Origin of the sequence: Planktothrix sp. (assembly GCF_046067725.1) — a bacterium.
Classification (GTDB): Bacteria; Cyanobacteriota; Cyanobacteriia; order Cyanobacteriales; family Microcoleaceae; genus Planktothrix.
Window position 1 is genome coordinate 1 of record NZ_JBJUDF010000064.1, and the last position, 19,745, is coordinate 19,745.

General features: G+C 37.8%; 15 protein-coding genes. 6 read left to right on the forward strand and 9 right to left on the reverse strand.

Annotated features, from left to right (window positions below; genetic code table 11):
- The coding region (locus tag ACKPEB_RS03685) for a gamma-glutamyltransferase (protein ID WP_408963444.1) at positions 1 to 961 on the forward strand (961 nt) is incomplete at its 5' end.
- 50 nt (positions 962 to 1,011) lie between these two features.
- Here ACKPEB_RS03685 and ACKPEB_RS03690 read toward each other — a convergent pair.
- The 4 genes from ACKPEB_RS03690 to ACKPEB_RS03705 all read right to left on the reverse strand — a co-directional run bounded on the left by ACKPEB_RS03690 (position 1,012) and on the right by ACKPEB_RS03705 (position 5,569).
- Positions 1,012 to 2,298 (reverse strand): cation:proton antiporter, encoded by a 1,287-nt coding sequence (locus tag ACKPEB_RS03690; protein WP_408963445.1) that lies wholly within the window; start codon positions 2,296 to 2,298, stop codon positions 1,012 to 1,014.
- A 334-nt stretch (positions 2,299 to 2,632) separates the two neighbouring features.
- Positions 2,633 to 2,938 carry a DUF4090 family protein gene (locus tag ACKPEB_RS03695; RefSeq protein WP_408963446.1) on the reverse strand — a complete coding sequence of 102 codons (306 nt, stop codon included), beginning with the start codon at positions 2,936 to 2,938 and terminating at the stop codon, positions 2,633 to 2,635.
- A gap of 50 nt (positions 2,939 to 2,988) precedes the next feature.
- Positions 2,989 to 4,731, reverse strand: coding sequence for a hypothetical protein (locus ACKPEB_RS03700; RefSeq protein WP_408963447.1), 1,743 nt, complete (start codon positions 4,729 to 4,731; stop codon positions 2,989 to 2,991).
- Between the two features lie 70 nt (positions 4,732 to 4,801).
- Positions 4,802 to 5,569: a pentapeptide repeat-containing protein gene (locus ACKPEB_RS03705; protein ID WP_408963448.1), complete on the reverse strand. Its 768-nt coding sequence runs from the start codon at positions 5,567 to 5,569 to the stop codon at positions 4,802 to 4,804.
- A 208-nt stretch (positions 5,570 to 5,777) separates the two neighbouring features.
- Between ACKPEB_RS03705 and ACKPEB_RS03710 the strand changes: the two genes are divergently transcribed.
- Positions 5,778 to 5,993: a hypothetical protein gene (locus ACKPEB_RS03710; RefSeq protein WP_408963449.1), complete on the forward strand. Its 216-nt coding sequence runs from the start codon at positions 5,778 to 5,780 to the stop codon at positions 5,991 to 5,993.
- Between the two features lie 85 nt (positions 5,994 to 6,078).
- Here the strand turns inward: ACKPEB_RS03710 and ACKPEB_RS03715 are convergent, their stop codons facing one another.
- Positions 6,079 to 6,942: an amino acid ABC transporter substrate-binding protein gene (locus ACKPEB_RS03715; protein ID WP_408963450.1), complete on the reverse strand. Its 864-nt coding sequence runs from the start codon at positions 6,940 to 6,942 to the stop codon at positions 6,079 to 6,081.
- 209 nt (positions 6,943 to 7,151) lie between these two features.
- Here ACKPEB_RS03715 and ACKPEB_RS03720 point away from each other — a divergent pair, with 209 nt between their 5' ends.
- Genes ACKPEB_RS03720 through ACKPEB_RS03730 form a run of 3 tightly spaced genes read left to right on the forward strand, consistent with a single transcriptional unit; the run spans position 7,152 to position 10,469 of the window.
- Positions 7,152 to 8,762, forward strand: a complete 1,611-nt coding sequence (locus ACKPEB_RS03720; RefSeq protein WP_408963451.1) for an Hsp70 family protein — start codon at positions 7,152 to 7,154, stop codon at positions 8,760 to 8,762.
- A gap of 5 nt (positions 8,763 to 8,767) precedes the next feature.
- The gene (locus ACKPEB_RS03725) at positions 8,768 to 9,817 is read left to right on the forward strand and encodes a hypothetical protein (protein WP_408963452.1); all 1,050 of its coding nucleotides are present in this window, start codon (positions 8,768 to 8,770) and stop codon (positions 9,815 to 9,817) included.
- A gap of 43 nt (positions 9,818 to 9,860) precedes the next feature.
- Positions 9,861 to 10,469: a 4Fe-4S single cluster domain-containing protein gene (locus tag ACKPEB_RS03730; RefSeq protein ID WP_408963453.1), complete on the forward strand. Its 609-nt coding sequence runs from the start codon at positions 9,861 to 9,863 to the stop codon at positions 10,467 to 10,469.
- Positions 10,470 to 10,505: 36 nt separating this feature from the next.
- On the opposite strand, the gene ACKPEB_RS03735 is transcribed toward ACKPEB_RS03730, so the two are convergent.
- From ACKPEB_RS03735 to ACKPEB_RS03745, 3 genes are all read right to left on the reverse strand, one after another.
- A complete protein-coding gene (locus ACKPEB_RS03735; protein WP_408963454.1) occupies positions 10,506 to 13,037 on the reverse strand; it encodes an AAA family ATPase in 2,532 nt (843 codons plus the stop codon).
- A 103-nt stretch (positions 13,038 to 13,140) separates the two neighbouring features.
- On the reverse strand, positions 13,141 to 14,589 hold the full coding sequence (locus tag ACKPEB_RS03740; RefSeq protein ID WP_408963455.1) for an SUMF1/EgtB/PvdO family nonheme iron enzyme: 1,449 nt from the start codon (positions 14,587 to 14,589) through the stop codon (positions 13,141 to 13,143).
- An 89-nt stretch (positions 14,590 to 14,678) separates the two neighbouring features.
- A complete protein-coding gene (locus tag ACKPEB_RS03745; RefSeq protein ID WP_408963456.1) occupies positions 14,679 to 16,172 on the reverse strand; it encodes a hypothetical protein in 1,494 nt (497 codons plus the stop codon).
- A 636-nt stretch (positions 16,173 to 16,808) separates the two neighbouring features.
- Between ACKPEB_RS03745 and ACKPEB_RS03750 the strand changes: the two genes are divergently transcribed.
- Positions 16,809 to 17,714, forward strand: a complete 906-nt coding sequence (locus tag ACKPEB_RS03750) for a polysaccharide deacetylase family protein (protein WP_408963457.1) — start codon at positions 16,809 to 16,811, stop codon at positions 17,712 to 17,714.
- A 219-nt stretch (positions 17,715 to 17,933) separates the two neighbouring features.
- On the opposite strand, the gene ACKPEB_RS03755 is transcribed toward ACKPEB_RS03750, so the two are convergent.
- On the reverse strand, positions 17,934 to 19,166 hold the full coding sequence (locus ACKPEB_RS03755; RefSeq protein WP_408963458.1) for a hypothetical protein: 1,233 nt from the start codon (positions 19,164 to 19,166) through the stop codon (positions 17,934 to 17,936).
- Positions 19,167 to 19,745 lie beyond the last annotated feature (579 nt).

Here is a 19,745-nt window from a genome sequence, read left to right on the forward strand (position 1 = left end):
AAGGGGAGAATTTTATCACGGAGAAATTGCTCAACAATTAGTTCGAGATTGTCAGAATAAGGGCGGACATTTGACGTTAGAGGATCTGGAAAATTATACGGTCATCGAACGGAACCCTTTAACCCTTAACTATCGAGGAAAAACTTTATTAACGAATCCTCCTCCGAGTTCGGGGGGGACGTTAATAGCGTTTGCGTTAAAACTTTTATCCTCTGTAGATTTAACTAAGATTCAGTTTGGAAGTCCCCAATATTTAAACTTGTTAAAAACTGTGATGCAAGTGACTAATATTGCTCGTAAGGAAAGGTTAGATGGCGATTTACATGAATTGAATATTGCCGAAAACTTTCTATCTTCTGTCTCTAATTATCAAGAACCTTTCCTACATTCGGTGAATAAATGGGGAAGTACCACTCATATTAGTGTTTTAGATCAAGAAGGAAATGCAGCCAGTGTTACCACGTCTAATGGAGAAGGTTCAGGATATATGATCCCAGGAACCGGAATTATGGTTAATAATATGTTGGGAGAAGAAGACTTAAACCCCCAAGGATTTCATCAATGGCTGGAAAATGTCAGAATTTCTTCGATGATGTCTCCCACTTTAGTCTTAAATGATCATCATAAACCAGACATTGTTCTGGGTTCTGGTGGTTCTAATCGCATTAGAACGGCAATTTTACAAGTGTTATTAAATTTAATAGATTTTAAGATGTCCGTTGAAGATGCGGTGAATAGTCCCCGTGTCCATTGGGAAAATCATCGCTTTGATATTGAACCGGGGTTTGATGAGGAAACGGTTAATCATCTTAATTTATCTGCTCAGGATTCTATCAGATTATGGCCGGAAAAAAATATGTTTTTTGGTGGGGTTAATACTTTAGTTAAAACATCGGACGGAGAGTTATTTGGTGCTGGTGATATCCGTCGCAATGGAGTTAGCTTAAACCGTAAAAATTAAGCAATCAAGCCCTATCCTAAAAGGATGAGAGCTATCTAAAAATTGTTGTTCTATTTAGCAGCAAGTTGATAAATTTTGCGGTGTAATAAAAAGTTCACCAGAGGAGATGTTATTAGGGTTGTTACGATCGCCATAATTACCATCATGGTGAACAAAGTAGGCGTAATCACACCTTGTTCTAAACCAATATTAAGGATAATCAACTCCATTAAACCTCTTGCGTTCATTAAAGCTCCAATGGTTGCCGATTCCCGCCAATTTTCACCTGCCATTTTAGCGGCTAACATACAAGCAATGCCTTTACCAATGATTGCGATCGCTACAATAATGATTGTAATCCCCCATAATTCTGGCGTATTAACTAATCCAATTTGTGTGTTTAAACCTGAAAAAACAAAGAAAATTGGAAGTAAAAAGCTAGAGGTGAGAAATTCTGTATAGTGGCGTACCTGTTTGGCGAATTCTCCACGCGGCATAACTGTACCCAAAATGAATGCACCAAATACCCCATAGATTCCCATGAAATCCGTAAACCAAGCGCATAACATCAAAAGGATTAAGAGTACCGTTAAGGTTTGTTGGGTGACTCGACGATCACGCTTAGTCCAACGAGTAAAAACTTTGAATAGAGGTTTTCCTAGAAAAACCATGAATAATACATACTCAATACCGCCACCAATTGCTAAAACTGCAATACTCGCAGAATCTTTAATACTAGCTAATACAATTGCGAGTAAACACCATGCTGTCGCATCATCAATTGAACCTGCTGCTAATACTAAAGTTCCAAAACTGGTTTTCGCAATATCCCGTTCATGTAACATTCTGGCTAACAGGGGAAAAGCCGTAATCGACATGGAAGCCCCTAAATATAAAGCGGCAGCCCATGAGGTAATTTGCGGATTAAACAGTTGGTTATTACCATATAAAAATAACGTGGCGATCGCACCTAAAGTAAAGGGGATAATGATGCCAGCCAGGGAAACTAAACCTGCACTTTTAATATTGTTTTTTAACTGATCGGTATCTAATTCTAAGCCAATCAGAAACATATAAATCGCTAATCCAAGCTGACTAATAGCAAAAAGAATTGACATAGATGGATTAGGAATTTTAGTTCCTGATTCTAAGATTAGGGGAACGTTAGGAAACAACCATTGTTGGATATCAGGTGCAATTAAACCCAATAAAGACGGCCCTAATATCACTCCAGCAATCATTTCACAAACTACATCGGTTTGTCCGACATAACGCCCCATGATAGAAACAATACGGCAAGTTCCTAAAATTATTGTTAGTTGTAACAATAATTTCAGCACTAGATCAAAATTTGACATGATCTATTTCTCCCTCATGCAGCTTGCCTGATTTACATTTTGTTGAGTGGTCAATCCTTAAACAGTCGTTGAAAACTGAACTCTGTCTTTAAAAGTATACATAACACTAATATCACTAATCTAAATCTCAAAAAAAATGCTACAAAATCGAAAGAGAGAAGAGAAAAAAAGGAACAAAACTTAGGAAAAATGCTACAAAATCGGATCACTTATTGATTTTACTTTTGTCTACTGATAGAAACACTTTATATCAAGTTGTTTTCTTCTAAAATAGATGAGTATTTTTACTAATGCTGATCACTGAGTTTGGGCGGGCTTATCCCGCCCCGACTAATTATTTTGCGCTATAATAGAATAGGATTTCTTTATCTTTTAACCCTTGAAATCCGGCATCAATTAACAGTTGATTGAGTTCATCTTGAGGAATATGTTTAGCACCAATGCGAACGATTCGAGAACGCATTGTATTACTCACACCACTGCGTTGACGTCCGGCTTCTAATCCCATAACTTTATTGTAGAGATCGAGTTTGGCTGGAGGAATGGGTGTTCCATCAAAGTCAATTCCTTTTGCGATCGCCACATCAATTGCATCTGCACCAGTCGTTGATTCTGTTGTTTTATGGGTTTCTGAAGTCATGAGATATTCCAAATTTAATCATTAAACTTTTCTATTCTACCTCGAAAAGTTTAACGATACATTTGAGTTTCTAAATCTTTGATCACCCGTTGTTTATCCGGTTGTCCTTTTAACAGTTTTAATAATCCTAACCCTTGAGGAATCGATTTCTGGGCTGCGGGTTCAGCAATACCACTGACTCCATCGATGTCATTCATTAAAGTTCGATAAAACGCTGCACCGTATAAATGATGAATGGGTTTTTCACCGTCTCCAAAGGAACCGACCGCCATCCAATTATTACCAATCGCTGTGGCCTGATTTCCGGTGTCTGAAACCGCAGGAATTCCCAAGTTAATTTTATCACGAGTTGAACGTTCTGCCACTTGAGCGATCGCCACTCTTGCGGTCATTTCTATTAAAGGAACTGCCCCTTTAATCATTACATTTCCTGATAATAATCCTAATCCTCCCCTGGATACAGAATTATAAGATTTTTCAGCTAATCGATCAATTTTAACTTCCGCAATATCAATTCCTTGAATTCCGGTTGCTGGATAATCAGGATAAGTTTTTAAAACCGATTGTAGAGTTTCCTGAATAATTTTAAACGATTCTAAATAATCATTATTATCAAACTCATTGTTTAAGGGTAAATCCGGTTTGCGAATTAATTGATAAATCACTTTTCCAATGGCTGGAATTTCAGCGTTCATCATCCATTCATCTAAGGCGATTAACGTTAAAGCATCCAGAACTGTTTGTCCTTCTCGAATTTGACTATAGGTTTTAGTGTATCTTTTTTGATCAGATTCTGATAACTGAGGATGGTTATAAATGGCATTAATAATCAGAATATCCAAGGTTAAAACCCTCGATGTCACACTTCCCCGCAAATAGTATTTTTTTAAATCCGCCTTTAAAGATGAATTCAGAATAATTGCATCAATTTTACTCAAGGCTTCTAAATCAGGAACCGCTTCTCCCGAACGAACATACTGATAGCTTCCTTTTAATCGCATTTTCTCATCTAAATCTAAATTCGATGTTTCTAATGCCTTTTCTAAACATTGTTCTAAACCCAAGGAACGGGAATAATGGCTGGCTATAATATAGCGTTGACCCATATCCGAATACAGTTTAGAGGTTAGAACCAAATAATCTAATAAATCCAAGGCGGTAAAATCTTGAGTGGGTTGACCATAATTTAAACGATTATAGGCTTCTAAGCATCGAATTTTTGTTTGTTCATACAGGGAAGTTTGATTAATTAAACGATTAATTTGCCGATCTAAATTGGCTTCAGAATTATAAAATGTATGCAGCACTAAAAACGCATCATTTCCTTTAACTCCACATCCTTTTAGGCGTAGGTTAGATCCTTCTGTGCGGTTTGGGGGAATTCTAACGGTATAGGTTTTTCCACTTTTTAAAGTTACGGTTTGATTGCCTCCTTGATAGGCGGTTTGATAGGATATAAAAATATGATACAGTTCATCTAAGCTACAATCTGGTGCATTGGGATTCGTTAAGGGTTCTGGGGATTCTGAACCTAAATGATCCACCCAATCTTGACCTTTTTTCCAAGTTGATTCTACCGAATGAGTTGCCGTATCCCGAATTGTTTTTCCGGCTTCTGCGGCTTTATGACTAATGGTTTCTCCCAGATTTGACACGGAATGTTTCGCCGCTTCTGTGGCTTTTTCTGTTAAAGATTTACTGGCGTTCGCAGCTTTTTGACTGACGCTATCTTTCAAGCCTTCTGCTTTTTGAGTGATAGAATTCCATAAAGATTTATTTTTGCGATCGCTCATCGATTGACTCCCTCTCTAACTGCCTTGAAGCTATGATATAGCCGATTGTCTAATTTAACTTTGAGTTGAGTTAGAACAATAATCTTAATAACATCGGTGTTGCTGATTCTAAGAACCCCAAAAAACCACCACGAGGTTTATTTTGGTCGGGATTTTGTCGATATTCTAAGACTTCCACTAACTGAAGTGAAATTTTTTCTCCTTCTGGAGAATTTAAGGTTTGATAGAGTTGTTGCGCTTGTTTTGCATCAACAATCGCCCCAGGTAAATCGCCTAAATCTGCCCGTGCCATACTCCGAGCAAAATAAGCAGCCGCTAATTTAGGATCAAGGGTTAGGGCTTGATTATACAAATCAATGGCATTGACATAATGACCCGCTTTGGCTTCCGTCACTCCTAAACGGTAAAAGTCCTCAGCATTGCCAGTATTAGCAGGGAGTCCCACCACACCCACTAACTGAGCATTATCGAGACTTTGAGCGTCTAAAATCGCATTGGTGAGATAGGCGCTTCTTAAGTCTGTGCCGTTGAGAATGGCCCCCGTCAGATTCGCCCCGGTTAAGTTCGCTCCAAATAAACTCGCCCCGGTTAAGTTCGCGCCCCGCAGGTCAGCGCCTGTCAGGTTTGCTCGGCTGAGATTAGCCCCCACCAGGTTGGCGCCATTCAGGTTCGCCCCGACTAAATTCGCCAGTACCAAACCTGCCCCACTGAGGTCACAATTTTGACATTGTTTCGTAGCGAGAAGTTGTCGGGTTTGTTCTAAATTTTCCGCGCTGGCTGGTGTTAGAGGACTGAGTATCCCTAACAAGGCAATACCAACTATGATTCTCTGTTTCATAGGACAGATTAAACAAAAAGCCGTTGTCGTTATCATAAAATATTCCTTAGCGAATTGCTATGGGCTGCGAAGACATGAAAACTTAACAATATTGATAAGAATCACCGTTCAGCAGTGAACTTGATCACACCGATAGGGGGTGTTGTGTCACTGCCGGGTGTCAAAATTAAAGGAATAATAAACCATTAAGATGAGGTGCATATAGGTGATGTCTATGTTTCTCAGTGAACCTACAGTTAGCGTTGAAAGTAGCCTTGAGACATTAGTAAATCAAATTTTCTGTTCTCGAAAAATTACCCGCAGTGATCAGCGAGTTTTAATGTCGTTATTACTCTCCAAAGATACATTAACTTTAGAAGAAAGTTCTTATATTGATGAAGTTTTTGAACGCCTTCGCCGAGGATTAATTCATGTTGTGGATTAATCTTTTTACCTTCCTCCTAATCTCGAAATTGTAACCACAGGTGACTGTTCCCTGTGGTTCGTTTTGGCTCTTATTTTTTCAAAAATTACGATTGGGTTTTACTTTCAAAGCGTTGATAAGGGAAGCGTCCTGTTTTGGGATCAAACCATTGGTTCCACAGTTGCAAATTTTCATCTGAGGTAATGGTTTGATTGACTAAAGTTCCCCATTGCCGACTATTTTTCGGTAAAATACAGCCATAATTTTCAAAGGTTAGGGGTTGTTCAGGAATCAGACGAAATTTTTTAACGTCTTCTCCTTGTTGCCATAATTCACCTAATAATAGAATTCCATCACTAACCATTAAATCAATTTCTTCTTCTCTTAAGCGACGAATTCCATCAGCACGACTCCCCACAACTTGCCATTTTGCTTCAGGATAAACGGGTCGAAATTCATCATCTGTCGTGGTTCCTAATAAAAATCCAACGGTAATATTATTATCTCGGATGCTCTTTAATTGGGTTTCTGAGACTGTTGTTGGATCTAAGCGTTCTGCATCCGCTTCTCGGACTAACAATTGAATTCCACTGGTAAAATAAGGAATGGAAAAATCCACCGTTTTTTCTCGTCCAACAGTAATACTTGTGGCTTCACAAACAATATCTAATTGACCTGTTTCTACTTGAGTAAATCGATCTTTTAAGTTAACCGTTTTTAATTCTAATTTAATCGGTTTATTCAATTGTTTTTCGAGTCGTTGTTGAATCAGTTTAATTAAATCAACGGAATATCCTTGTAAAGTGTTATTTTTATCCGTATAACCAAAGGGAACCGCATCCGTCCTTACCCCTGCTGTTAGTATCCCTGTCCGGTTTACTTTTTCTAATACGGTTTCGGCCCAACCCGATAAAGGAAAATTAACGGTCAACAGAAGAGTCAAAAGAGAAACAGCCAGTTTTTTGTTCATCTGTGTTAGATTTTTAGGCAGATTAAAATGTTCTGTCATCCTATAACATTAATGGGGCTCTGAAGGCAAGAGGGACAGAGATTGACTGTAAAATGGTTATAGGATTTAAGTGATTAACATCATTGAAGTTTACCAAATTTTCAAGGTTTTATACTCTTTTTTCTTAGACAGGAGTATAATATAATTGAAAAGCACTCCAGTTTAGTAAAATGTCTCATATCGGTTTAGATTTTGGTACAACTAACTCGATTATTTCCTATCTCAACTCCAATGGAGAACCGGAAGCTTATTCCTGTCCGCCTCCAGATGGTTCTAAATATATCCCTTCTTTTATTGCCTATCATCATGATAATTATATAGAAATTGGTACGGTGGCTCACACGGCGGGAACTCAAGACCCCCAAGTAGAAACCTACGGTCATTTTAAAATGCGATTACCTTTAGATCCATCTGAATTTTCTCAATATTTTTCCTCCGATCGCACCCCCATCAGTGTCACTACAGATTATCTACGAGAACTCTTAATTTCTATTGACAATTCCTATAGTTTTACCAGTCAAAAGGGTGAAATTAAAACCCTAGTCGTTTCTGTTCCTGAAATTTGGCAACGAGATATTTATAATTTGGGTCGGGAACGTCTACAAACTTTAATTAAACAAGAATTAGGATTAGAAAAACAACTCTTACAATTGGTCAGTGAACCTGTGGCTGCGGCTGCTTATTATACTTGGATTAATCAACGCCACGCCCAGCAAAAAAATCAGCAACCCTTTAACGGCAATTTGCTAGTTTGTGATATGGGAGGCGGTACATTTGATGTTAGTCTTTGTCGTATTTATGGAGATCATAAGGTTGAAGTTCTCTATTTTGATGGACAAGGAGATAAAGGATTAGAATCCGCCGGAGTCGCTTTTGATCGTCGCATTGTTCAGCAAGCTTATAGTAAAAAGCAAGGTCAATCTTTAAAAGAATCTGATGCAGAATTGATGAGTTTAATGGGAGATTTTGAACGAGTTAAAATTAATACTCATGATCGCAGCACACGATTGTTTATTAACTATTTAAACTTAGAGGAAAAACACGATAAAATTAATGATAAAGTTTATAAATTTAGTGGTTATTCTGTAACCTTTGGAGAAGTTGAAGAGGCATTTAAACCGATTAAGCAAGGAATTGAAACGGTACTAAACCGAGTTAAATTCTATCTAAAAGAACAGGATTTCAAGATTGATAAACTGTTTATGGTGGGAGGATTTTGTCAGTTTATTTTAGTTCAAAGAGCGATTATGGATGCTCTGGAAATTGATAAAAATGATCCTCGAATTGACCGCAGTTTTAATATTACTAACAGTGCTTATGCAATTTCCTACGGAGCTTGTTTAATTGCGAATGGGTTAGTTAATCCAATCGAAAAATATGTTCATACTGTAGGAGTGATTTTAGAAACGATCAATACTCAAACCCATGAACTCGAAAAATTAGATATTTCGTTAATTAAAGGAGGGTCTAATTTAGAAGATTTAGCACAACCTAATTTTTATTCTCAACCCCTGACTCCCATTGATCATAAAATTTCCATCACCCTTTGGCTACAATTATTATCGAAAGGAAAGAAACATCAACATACCCTTCCTGATATGATTGAGTTACCTTGTTGTTCATCTGATACTAAATATAAAATCGGAATGAAAGTGGATCGATCTCAAATTGCTTATTTAGTTCTCGAAGAACTCAGAAGCGGAAACCGCTTAGAATATCCCTTGGGAAATGTCGTTTCTGAGATGTTCCCTGGTCATGTTTTAATTGATGGAATTCAATAAATATTATGCTGCAAAATCCCAAAAATCTTAACTTAATTGAACAAATTAAAACTTGTCAAAATCTTTTGGAATTTGATAATATTTGCTTACCTTTTGAGTTGATTCAATCACTGTTTGAGGACTGTCAATTAACCTTTACTCCTGAATTATTAAAACAGTTATCAGAAACGGAACCAGAAACCTTTGAAGCTTGGGCGATCGCTCTTTCCAAAACCTTAGCAACTCAATTAGAACTGCTCAACTCTTGGCAACTTTTACTCGATTCTTTGCCAATTTCTGCCAATCTGAAGCAAAGAATTAACGATCGCAATCAATCTTTAAAAACCCTAATTACTGAAAAATCAGAACTCTTAAAATCGGCTAATTTAATTCTATCACAAGAACAACAAATTATTCAAGAAACTCAGGAATTAAAAACGCTAAAATCTAAAATTCAACAGTTAACGACCCTAGAAGCAGAATTACAAACCGCCAACTTAGAACAACTCAGGAAAACGATTGCAGAAAAAGCCATTCAACTAGAACCCCAACAACAAATTCTCACTGATTTACAACAACAAAAAACTCAATTAGACGAACAAATTACCGCCTTACAACAGCAACAAACCCTATTAAAAGAAGAAATCACCTATTGGCAATCTCGACAAAACCATTTAGAACAAAGTACCCGCAATTCTGTATCAGAATTAATCACCTTAACCCAACTTCAACGTCAACGATTATCAGAAGCGCTAGATCAAGAATTAGCTCATTTAGAGACCCAGAAACAACAACTCATTCAACAACAAGAAAGCTATAATCAAGTTCAACAACAAATCCAACAAACTCAAACCGATTTTGAAACTTATCACACCGTAACCCAGGAATTAATCACAATGTTAAATAGTCATTATCAAACCAATGTCGTATTAGGAAAACTCTTACCTGTGAATTGTGAAAAAATCGATCATCTACTCAAAACCGTACAGGAAACTTTAGCAGAAATTGACCAAGAATTATCAATCTCTCGAAAAAAACAGGAGCAGATACAACAAAAAATTCGCTTTACTTTTTAACCATTCCTCTTTAATTATAATTCAATAAAAATAACATTCAAACATGACTTTACTTAATATTGCTGAAATTTGCCCTTCAACCCGTACCCTTGGCCCTGGTCAACGGTTTGCAATTTGGGTACAGGGATGTTGTTTTAACTGTCGGGGTTGTGTTTCTCCTGAGTGGATACCCCAGAAACAAGCCACAGAAATTGATCCCCAAAAATTAGCTAATTATATATTATCAATTCCGGCTACAGAAGGGTTAACGGTTTCTGGCGGTGAACCGATGTTACAAGCTGCTGCATTGAGTGAATTATTCCATAATTTACGTCAACAACAAGATATTTCTATTATTTGTTTTACTGGGTTTACTTTAACACAACTGCAAGCTCAAAACAACCCCGAAATTGATCAAATTTTAAGCTTAATTGATGTTTTAATTGATGGAGAATATCTTCCTGAATTTAATGATAATCAAGGTTGGCGAGGTTCATCCAATCAAGTCGTACATTTTTTAACTTCTCGTCATTTACCCGAAGCAAGTTTATTTACACAACGTCAGCGAGATGTTGAAATTCATCTGCGCCCCAATGAAGCCTTAATGGTTGGTATTCCCCCTCTAAATTTTTCCAATCATTTTAAAACCGCCATCGATACCGCCACAAAGTAAGGTAATCCATCGCAGCACACGCACGATTATCCTTTGTTAATTATGAATATCTTCTAATCTAAAAGTTATCATCTCTTCCCCTGATAAATGCTCTCGAACAATCCGACTTTTGAGACGTTGTACCATTTTTTCATAAACGTTTCTGACCTCTCGACCATTGCCAAAATTTCGCCCCCGATGTTCATACATATCTCGAAATACAGTTAACAATTTTGCTGATACTTCTGGGGGAACTATCCACCCCCCTTGCTGACCCATTCCTAAACAAATTTGATGCAATTCTTCTCCGGTATAATCAGGAAATTCAATAATATTACTAATTCGAGATTTAATCCCCGAATTTGCATTCATAAACCCTTGCATTTCTAGGGTATATCCTGCTAAAATAACAATCAGGCGGTCGCGTTCATTTTCCATCATTGGTACTAACGTATCAATCGCTTCTTTTCCAAAATCTTGACCTGAATCACTGCGACTTAACCCATAAGCTTCATCAATAAATAATACCCCATCTAACGCAGATTCAATCACTTCTTTCGTTTTTAAAGCTGTTTGTCCCACATATCCAGCGACTAAATTACTGCGATTTGCTTCAATAAAATGCCCCTTTTCTAATAATCCCAACGCTTTAAAAATTTGCCCAATTAATCGCGCTACCGTTGTTTTTCCCGTCCCTGGATTTCCCGTAAATAATAGATGGCGCGTTTGTTGACCTTCATTAATAGAAATTCCCGCTTCTCTTAACCGTTGATTGGCTAATTGTTCAGTCACAATTTCTCGGATATTCTGTTTAACAGAATCTAATCCCGTTAATCGATCTAATTGTTGTAATAACTCTTGTAAAATCTCCTCATTTTTTCGAGATTCTTGGCGATATTCTGGGGGTAAATCTTGGAGTTGAAAAGGTTCGCTTAACTGTTCTAAATTCTGCTGAATTACACGCTGGGAACGCAATTGATCCATTTTATCAAATAAATTTTCCACTACCCCCGCATTACCAAAATTTTGATCTCTTCGTCTATACAAATCCGTGAATAAACGAACTAAAGCTAATTCTAATTCCGATGTCATTGAACACTGTACCCGCGATAACCGTTGTTGAAAAATCCCTAACAATTCCGAGGGCGTATAATCTTCAAAAATAATCGTAGTGGGTAAGCGACGTTTTAACCCCGGATTACTTTCTAAAAAGTCATTAATATTATCAGGATATCCCGCAATAATGACCGCCAGTCGATGACGTTCATCTTCCATTCTTTTCAACAAAGTATCAATCGCTTCCTGACCAAAATCATTATTTCTCCCTTGACTTAAGGTATAAGCTTCATCAATAAATAATACCCCATCTAAAGCTTGATCAATCACTTCATTAGTTTGAATTGCGGTTTGTCCCACATATCCAGCGACTAAATCCTGTTTAGCAACTTCTCGAACATGACCCCGTTTTAATAATCCTAAATCTCGATATATTTCCCCAATTAATCGCGCTACGGTAGTTTTCCCCGTACCCGGATTTCCGGTAAAGATTAAATGAAGACGGGGTGGGTCGGTTTGTTGTCCTTGTTTTTGACGTTGTTGTTGTACAATTAGCTGGGGTATTTGTTGACTAATTAAGGTTTTAACACTCGATAAACCAATCATTTGATTTAACCTTTCTAAAGCAGGTTGAGTGCTAATATCTGCAGTAAACCAACGCTTGGCTTTTGCTTGAGTTAGGGAAATTTCAGGAACAATTTTAAACCGATGATACCAAGTCTTTAGAGATTGATTTTCCGCCGATATCCATTGAGATAGTTGATTAATATTTTTCCAGTCTAGTTTTTTTTGTTCCTGTAACCGAAAATACTGTTGTAAGTTATTAATTTCTTGGATATCGGGAGAGGCTAGGCAAACTAAATTTAAAGATTGAGTTGTAGAATGATCTCGGTTTCTGATATAATTAGACAGGAGAGTAAAACCAATGCGATCGCAATATTCTTGCAATTTGGCACTGGTTTCATGGTGAGAAATAAAAATACACAGGTTAGAATTTTGCGGCGGTAAACGTAACCAATTAACAAACCGCCCAAATAGTTCGCGGCGATGATCAAATTGTCCTAAATCTTCAGTATTGGTAAAAATAATCACGGATTTTTGGTTAATATCCTGCATGACTGTTTCAAAAATGGGCAGAATATTAACATCTTGTAATCGAGTTGGAGCATTGCGGGTTGTTGGTGGAATTTCGGTCGGGGTTGCGGGTGTTTTTCGCCCTAATAATCCCCGTTTTTTTCCTAATGAACCGGAGAATCTAAGTTCTTGACAAGGGGCAGAATTATTGTTAGATTGAATTTGGGGAAGACAGCGATCGCGGGATGCTTGATCTAAGAAATACAGTTTTTCCACTCCTGAATAAAACAGGATTCTTTGATAACCTTGAGATTGTAAATAACGATGTAAAACTTGTTCAATATCTTGTAATAATAAATCTGGAGTGCAGAAGGTATCGCTAGTATGAGTTCCGTAGAAGATAAAAAAGCGATCGCCTGAATCTAAACTTAACCCTGATTTAATTCGTTCAACAGTCATATTAGCAAGAATAAATATAGGAATAAACCCGTAGGGATGGATTCGGTATTAATTGACAATTCCCACCGATAACTATTATCAACCCGCCTCGCTCCTAAGAATCCTAATAACCAACACAGGAGGCAACCCGAAACCCGTAGCTGTAGTTGCTGTAGCCGGGACTGTAACGGAGACGATTAGCAGAACGGCAGGAGTCGGGATTTTTGAACCACGAACCGCCCCGCAAACATCGAGTTCTTCCGTCTAATAATAACTTGACTAAATTTTCAACATTATAAACTTGATAACGATTATCATTTTGATTATCCCAAACACGACCCACACCTGGTGCACGAGCATAGGTGTCATGCCAAGGATCAGCGCACCATTCCCAGACATTGCCATGAAGGTCATATAACCCAAAGGCATTGGGGGAAAACTCCCCGACGGGATTGGTTTGCTGGCGATATTGCCCCTGGGGTTCGCTGGCATAGATTTTGCTACCGTCATAGTTGGCTAACTGACTGGTGATCGTTTCCCCAAAGTAGAACGGCGATGTGGTTCCAGCGCGACAGGCATATTCCCATTCCGCCTCACTGGGCAAGCGATAGGGTGTTCCTGTGTATTGATAGAGTCGGGCACAAAATTCCACCGCATCATACCAGTTTACATTTTCTACAGGTCGGAGATCGCCTTTAAAGTAAGAAGGGTCTGGTTTTAGATCTCGGCTAACTTTCGGTAAGTTAGCAACCCGTTTCCATTGCGCTTGAGTAATAGGATATTTGCCCATCAAAAAAGCCGAAACGGTAACTTGATGTTGGGGTTTTTCGTCATTACCTCCTTCCCCCTGGGGTGAACCCATCAGGAACGTCCCACCCGGAATAGACACCATTTCTAAAATGATATTGTTGCCTAAATCTTCCAGAAAGTCTTGAGCTTTTTGGGCTTGAGAATTAATAATTTGTCCTTGACGATTAACCGTAACTGCGACAAAGCTAAATTCTCGTAATTTTATCTTTAAAGACGGGGGAGGTTCGGGAATTGGTTCTTCTATTTTAGCTGTTTCAAGTTGGGTTTGAATCGTTGTTAACTGTTCGTTAATGGGGGTAAAAAAATTAAGTAAGGTTTGCGGGGTAACGATTTCTTGGGCTAATTTTTCCTGATATTTGATTTGAGATTGATTTAACTGATTAACTTGGGTTTGGAGTTGCTGACGTTCTGCGGTGGCGGTGGTTAGTTGTTGTTGAATTATTGCTAACTGTTGGGTGAGAATAGAGATAGATTCTGTTAATTGTTGACTGGGAACTTGGGAAAATTGATCAAATTTAGCCAGAAGTTCGGTTAACTGTTGTTGAGAGGCAAGTTGTTTTTCTTTTAACTGCTTTTGCTGGGTTTTTAATTTTAACCATGCTTGTTTTGCCCAATTTAATTTAGCTTTTTCTTTAGCAATAAATTCATCGGGGATATGTCCAGGGAAAGTTACGGGATAGGGCGTTACATCCCATCCACAAGTTGTACAGAAACTAACTTGATTTTCTGTGTATTCTGTTTGACAGATCGGGCAATTAGCCATAACGTTAGGGTTTGCCATCTTAATAAAATTATATCATTGTGAGTGCTTAGAAACCTGGTTTCTTGAAGAAACCGGGTTTCTAGGGTTTCTCAAGTTTGATTCCGTTGTTTAACTTCCTCCAAATTTTGATATTGAGTTTGAGGTTTTTCATGACATTCTACATCTTTCAAGTCAGGATCTTTACCTTGGACTCCTTCTTGTTGTAATGCTTTAAAAATAGATTTGGCTTGTTGATCAACGGAATTTTCATCAATTAAAGTTTGACTAAAGGTATTAATTGAAACTGAATTAGCACCAAATTCGGCTTCAGGACTAATCACCGTTACCACTTCATCACCAGCAACATTTTTAACTTTTACAACAAAAGCATTGCGTTGATCTGAACCTTCGTAAACCGCATCAAATTCAGGATCAAGAAGACGATATCCTAAAGATTCTAAAACATCAACCACACGGTCGGCAATTTCTACCCGGAGTTGAGATCCTAAAATGGATAATTTCGCCTGTTCTACAATTTCTCCTAATATCGGTTGTTGAGCTAAAATTTGATCACTCAACTGTTTGATCTGTTCAGTTGTTAAGGTTTCTGATTCAGTTTTAAGTTGAGTTTCTAATTGTTTTAACTGTTGTTCATATTCGGTTAATCGACCCTTCACCCAATAATCGACTTCTAACTTAAAGGTTTCCGCATCATCTCCCTGTCCCACTTCTACTTCACAGTTTCGATTCGCTTGTACCTCGGTAATTAAACTTTTTAAATCTTCTAAAGCTGCCTGATAAAGTAATAGCCATTCTTGCTCTTTTTGTTCTAATTCTAAGCGTAAATCCACTAATTCTAAATAGGTTTTTTGGGTGGTTGCGATCGCAGCTTCCATCACCCCATTTTCAATATTCGTTCTGGCTAATTCCAATCCCCGATGCAATTCTGTTAACCGTCCAGGGGCAAACTTCTGATGTTGATACTCTCGATCAATTTGTTGCCAAATCGCTTCTACATCTGCTAAAAAATCTTGAGCAAGTTGGGATTTTTGTTGACATTCCTGTTTTAAATCATTGACAACGTGATCAATTTGTTGTTGTAAAATTCGTTGTCCTTGCTTGCGTTCATTCCGTTCTTCTATAATTAATTGAGTGAATTTTTGATCTTGTTCTGTAATTAAACGGGTATATTCTTGACGTTGTTGTTGTGTTATTTTTAAATATTCTTGACGCTGTTCTTTAAACCCTTGACGCATTGCAGTTTCTAAACGGTTGGTTTCCTGTTTTAGCGCCTGTTGTTGACGTTTTTCCGAGTCTCGAACTGCGGCTTGAAATTCCTGACGCTGTTGCTGTAACCGCTTTTGGGTATTGCGTTCTAAATCTGCTAAACTGCTTTTTAAACGTTGGCTTTCCTGTTCCTGTCGTTGGGCACGTTGTTCGAGGGGTGCAAAACGTTGTTGAAACTCTTGTCGCGCCTGTTCTCTCACCGCATTTAACCGTTCGGGGAGATCCTGTTGTACCGAACGCAGACGACTTTCCTGCTCTTTTAGACGTCGCAATTCCTGCTCTTCAACGCTAACATATCGCCGTTTTTCGCCACTCATGGTGTTGCGCCCCTCTGTTTAGCTGAGATTGTTCCTATTCTCCGATTTTAATCTATATTTTTCGCTTTTACAATCTACTAAAAAGTTATAAACTTTATGGATTTAATGAGGTGTAGGAGTTCCTAGAACTGTTAAGATAGACTCCTAATCAAACCTAAATAGGGCTTGTTGAGAACGTAAAGATTTATGAATCAAATTTAGCTTGGGTAAAGCTTTATGCTCTGGATTTAAAGATTGAGTGAAACTAAGACCTATGAGAGTATAGAGGAAGACTGGATGAGGGTGATTATAGTATATTAAGAAATATAGACGGCTTCTTCAGCACACTTGTTGATGCAGAAGCGATTTTTACACCGAAAGGCGTTTAAAACCGAAACAATTACTCAAACTGCATCTAATGAAAATGGGGCTGACTGAAACCCATAACCCACAGGGGGTCATCATGACTGGATTAGAACTCACTATTTTTATTGTAGGGCCGTTAGTTTCGTTTTTATTTGCGATCGCATTAACCCCCAACAAAACAGAGATTGTTTCTGACCAGGAACATTCTCATATTTAATTTAATGAAGGTTTACGGGAGCAATCAGGAAAGTCTCGTAAACTAGAATCAGATGATTCTGAGGCTTAAAACCGATGATGGGTTCCATAACTGTTAAACAGTTTTCACAAATTCTCCTCGGTGCTGTAGGTGGAATTTTTGTCTTTAGTTTTCATCAAGGACAAGTTGCTGTATCCTTGCCTTTTGTTGAATTAAAAATGGAAAATATGGTTGTTCCAGTTGAGATTAATTCTTCTGAAGATGTAATCGAAGAACCTGCACTTCCACCTTTAGGAAAACCCGATTCTTTTCTGCCTCGAAAACCATTTCCTCCTCCGGGTTTAACTAAACCCGAAAAACCTTATTATTCTTTAGTTCCCGAACGTTATCAAGGCAAAACGATTGATCGTGTTTCTCCTCGAAATCAAGAAAAAGTGATTGCCTTAACGTTTGATGATGGCCCTTGGTTAGAAACCTTAAAAGTTTTAGCAGTTTTAGAACAGTTCGATATTAAAGCCACATTTTTTATTTTAGGTCGTAATTTATTATTATACCCTGAAATCATACAAAAAGTGGTTCAATCAGGTCATGCGGTTGGGAATCATACTTGGTCACATCCTTATGAAAAAATGGAACCCCTTAAAGCAAAATCAGAAGTTGAAAATACATCAGCAAAATTACAGTTAATGACAGGGTTAAAAACCCGGTTATTTCGTCCTCCTGGCGGGATTTTAGATAATGGAACGGCGGAGTATGCTCGCAGTAAAAATTATGCGATTATTATGTGGTCAATTGATACAAAAGACTATCAACAAGCTCCGGCGGAAATTTTAGCAAATCGTGTATTAACTCAAGCTCGTCCTGGGGATATTGTTTTAATGCACGATGGGGGTGGAAATCGGTTTCAAACGATAGAATCCTTAAAAATTATGATTCCTGAATTACAAAAACAACGCTATCGGTTTGTGACAGTTCCCGAATTATTAACCTTATCCGAATAACTCTAGGGTGAGTAATCTGCACCCACCCCGTATCTCATCCTTGATGAGATTTCTGTTAACACGACACATCCTGATTTTTCCAAATTTTGACAGATGAATTTTAAAGTTTTTAATCTTTAAATTGATTACCATTATATAGCACAGGGATTGTCACTATATAGTATGAATTTCAGGATTTAATCTAAATTTTTAGCAATGTCTTTAGATCAAAACTGAACCTTAAGGCAATCTCAAATTTCCCCAGTTAAGGCTAAAAGCCAGATTGAGGTTTTCTAAGGCTTCAATTAGCCAAAATACTTTATTTCGAGGAAACGTAGCATAGTGATTAAATAAAATAGAAAAGCGTTTTTCTAAATCTGATTTAACCTTGCGACAAAACAAGATAATTTTTAATAACAAACCGATCGAACGAGTCACACCCAAGTTACTACTTAAATCTAAAAAAACAAAGTGATGGGGTTGTTGCGGACTTTCCACCACTAAGAAATTGAGTAACTTGCGGCAGGTTCCAGCCATCAAGGTATCATTGACTGTTTGGCTATCATTGTGGGAAAGAGTCCCTTGTAATTCTCGATACAAACGATTATTAAAGTGGTTTTTTCCATATTTAGTATCAACGGTACTACTCAAATATTCATAAAATTCTTCTTTAAATGTGCGATAGGTTCGAGCTTGCTTGCTTTGATGGGCAAACAGGGTGGCTAAATCATGATAAGTATGATAGCCATCTACTTTATCCGTAAAATGTTTAACTGCAAAATTTAATTTTTTATCCGATAATAAAGTTGGGTTTTCAACGGTTGGTAAAATTAAACGTTGCTCTCGTGGTGTGCGTTTAAACATTAAATATTGAAATAAATCATGCTCAAACTTTTCTTGGGCTTGGCTCCGCATCTCGCGGATTTCCTGACGTTGTTCATCAGGACTATCATCGGTTAAAAAACAATGATTATATAAATAAGGATAGCGACTAATTAAACCTTCTACATTTTCATTTTTTTCGTTTTGATTCGCTTCTATTTTTTCTTGAAAAACTTGACTTAAACGCCGAAGAGCTTGGTATTGTTCTGTTTCAAGAAATCGTTTGACTAAAGAACGTAAGCGTTTTGCTGTCCAACAGCAGGGTAAACCCGATGGCGTTTGTTCAAAACTATAAATCAGTTCAGGAATCGCCCATTGATGTCGGGGTTGTTTACGCCATCGGTTAATTAAAATATAGCAACTGCGGTTTAAAACATACTGAAATTCAATATTGGCTAAATCCGAATCAACAATCCGACCTAATGCTAAATTAACGGCTAAATCGGGGTATTCTCCTCCTTGAATAAACAAAGTAAAGAAACGTTGAATCAGTTGTTGGGGTTGTTCAATTTCGACATAGTTTTGTAGATGAGCATAAATGACCTGCTCATCCGATGAATGATAATACTGGCTAAACCCCGAACTATTCACGGTAGAACCCCTCTTGGGTCAGGGATAGGTGGATTAAGCTACAGACTTCGACCTTTGCCCTACACCCCAGCCCATCATCAGTTTTGTTTCCTTTGTTAGTGATGCGTCCCTTAAATCTGGATTGTAAAATGAGTAACATTTTATTTTTTCTAACAGGTTTCCTGTGCAGAACCCCCGATTTTCTCCCAATTTGGATATAACCTTTTGTTAGACCCAACCCAACTTTCTCGTGATCAAACCAGACCGGCGGACAGACTTAAACGGAAGAAGGACTGGAAATTTGGGGTTAGAGTGTAGCTATGCTTCTAATACTTATATTTTAGTGATGAATCTATACCCTACCTATAAAGATTTAGCAAAAAATCAGCCCTGAATTGTAAAGGTTCAGTAAAGCTAGGGTTCATCAGAGTCGTTCTGGGTTAAGGTCAATGGCGCCTAGTGCTTGAAGTGTCACCAGAAAAACATGGGAAGGTTAGAAGCCTCGTCTCTTCAGAGCGAGGAGGAAAACCGACCCAAGCGGTTTTAACCGTCTGGTTTCTTTTAGAATCCATAAGAATAACCATCCTTTTTGTGAATTGA

What these genes read in the sequence shown, in the direction of transcription:
- ACKPEB_RS03690 (WP_408963445.1), bottom strand. Translation starts at nt 2,298, where the DNA reads ATGTCAAATTTTGATCTAGTGCTGAAATTATTGTTACAACTAACAATA.
- ACKPEB_RS03695 (WP_408963446.1), bottom strand. Translation starts at nt 2,938, where the DNA reads ATGACTTCAGAAACCCATAAAACAACAGAATCAACGACTGGTGCAGAT.
- ACKPEB_RS03700 (WP_408963447.1), bottom strand. Translation starts at nt 4,731, where the DNA reads ATGAGCGATCGCAAAAATAAATCTTTATGGAATTCTATCACTCAAAAA.
- ACKPEB_RS03705 (WP_408963448.1), bottom strand. Translation starts at nt 5,569, where the DNA reads ATGAAACAGAGAATCATAGTTGGTATTGCCTTGTTAGGGATACTCAGT.
- ACKPEB_RS03710 (WP_408963449.1), top strand. Translation starts at nt 5,778, where the DNA reads ATGTCTATGTTTCTCAGTGAACCTACAGTTAGCGTTGAAAGTAGCCTT.
- ACKPEB_RS03715 (WP_408963450.1), bottom strand. Translation starts at nt 6,942, where the DNA reads ATGAACAAAAAACTGGCTGTTTCTCTTTTGACTCTTCTGTTGACCGTT.
- ACKPEB_RS03720 (WP_408963451.1), top strand. Translation starts at nt 7,152, where the DNA reads ATGTCTCATATCGGTTTAGATTTTGGTACAACTAACTCGATTATTTCC.
- ACKPEB_RS03725 (WP_408963452.1), top strand. Translation starts at nt 8,768, where the DNA reads ATGCTGCAAAATCCCAAAAATCTTAACTTAATTGAACAAATTAAAACT.
- ACKPEB_RS03730 (WP_408963453.1), top strand. Translation starts at nt 9,861, where the DNA reads ATGACTTTACTTAATATTGCTGAAATTTGCCCTTCAACCCGTACCCTT.
- ACKPEB_RS03735 (WP_408963454.1), bottom strand. Translation starts at nt 13,037, where the DNA reads ATGACTGTTGAACGAATTAAATCAGGGTTAAGTTTAGATTCAGGCGAT.
- ACKPEB_RS03740 (WP_408963455.1), bottom strand. Translation starts at nt 14,589, where the DNA reads ATGGCTAATTGCCCGATCTGTCAAACAGAATACACAGAAAATCAAGTT.
- ACKPEB_RS03745 (WP_408963456.1), bottom strand. Translation starts at nt 16,172, where the DNA reads ATGAGTGGCGAAAAACGGCGATATGTTAGCGTTGAAGAGCAGGAATTG.
- ACKPEB_RS03750 (WP_408963457.1), top strand. Translation starts at nt 16,809, where the DNA reads ATGATGGGTTCCATAACTGTTAAACAGTTTTCACAAATTCTCCTCGGT.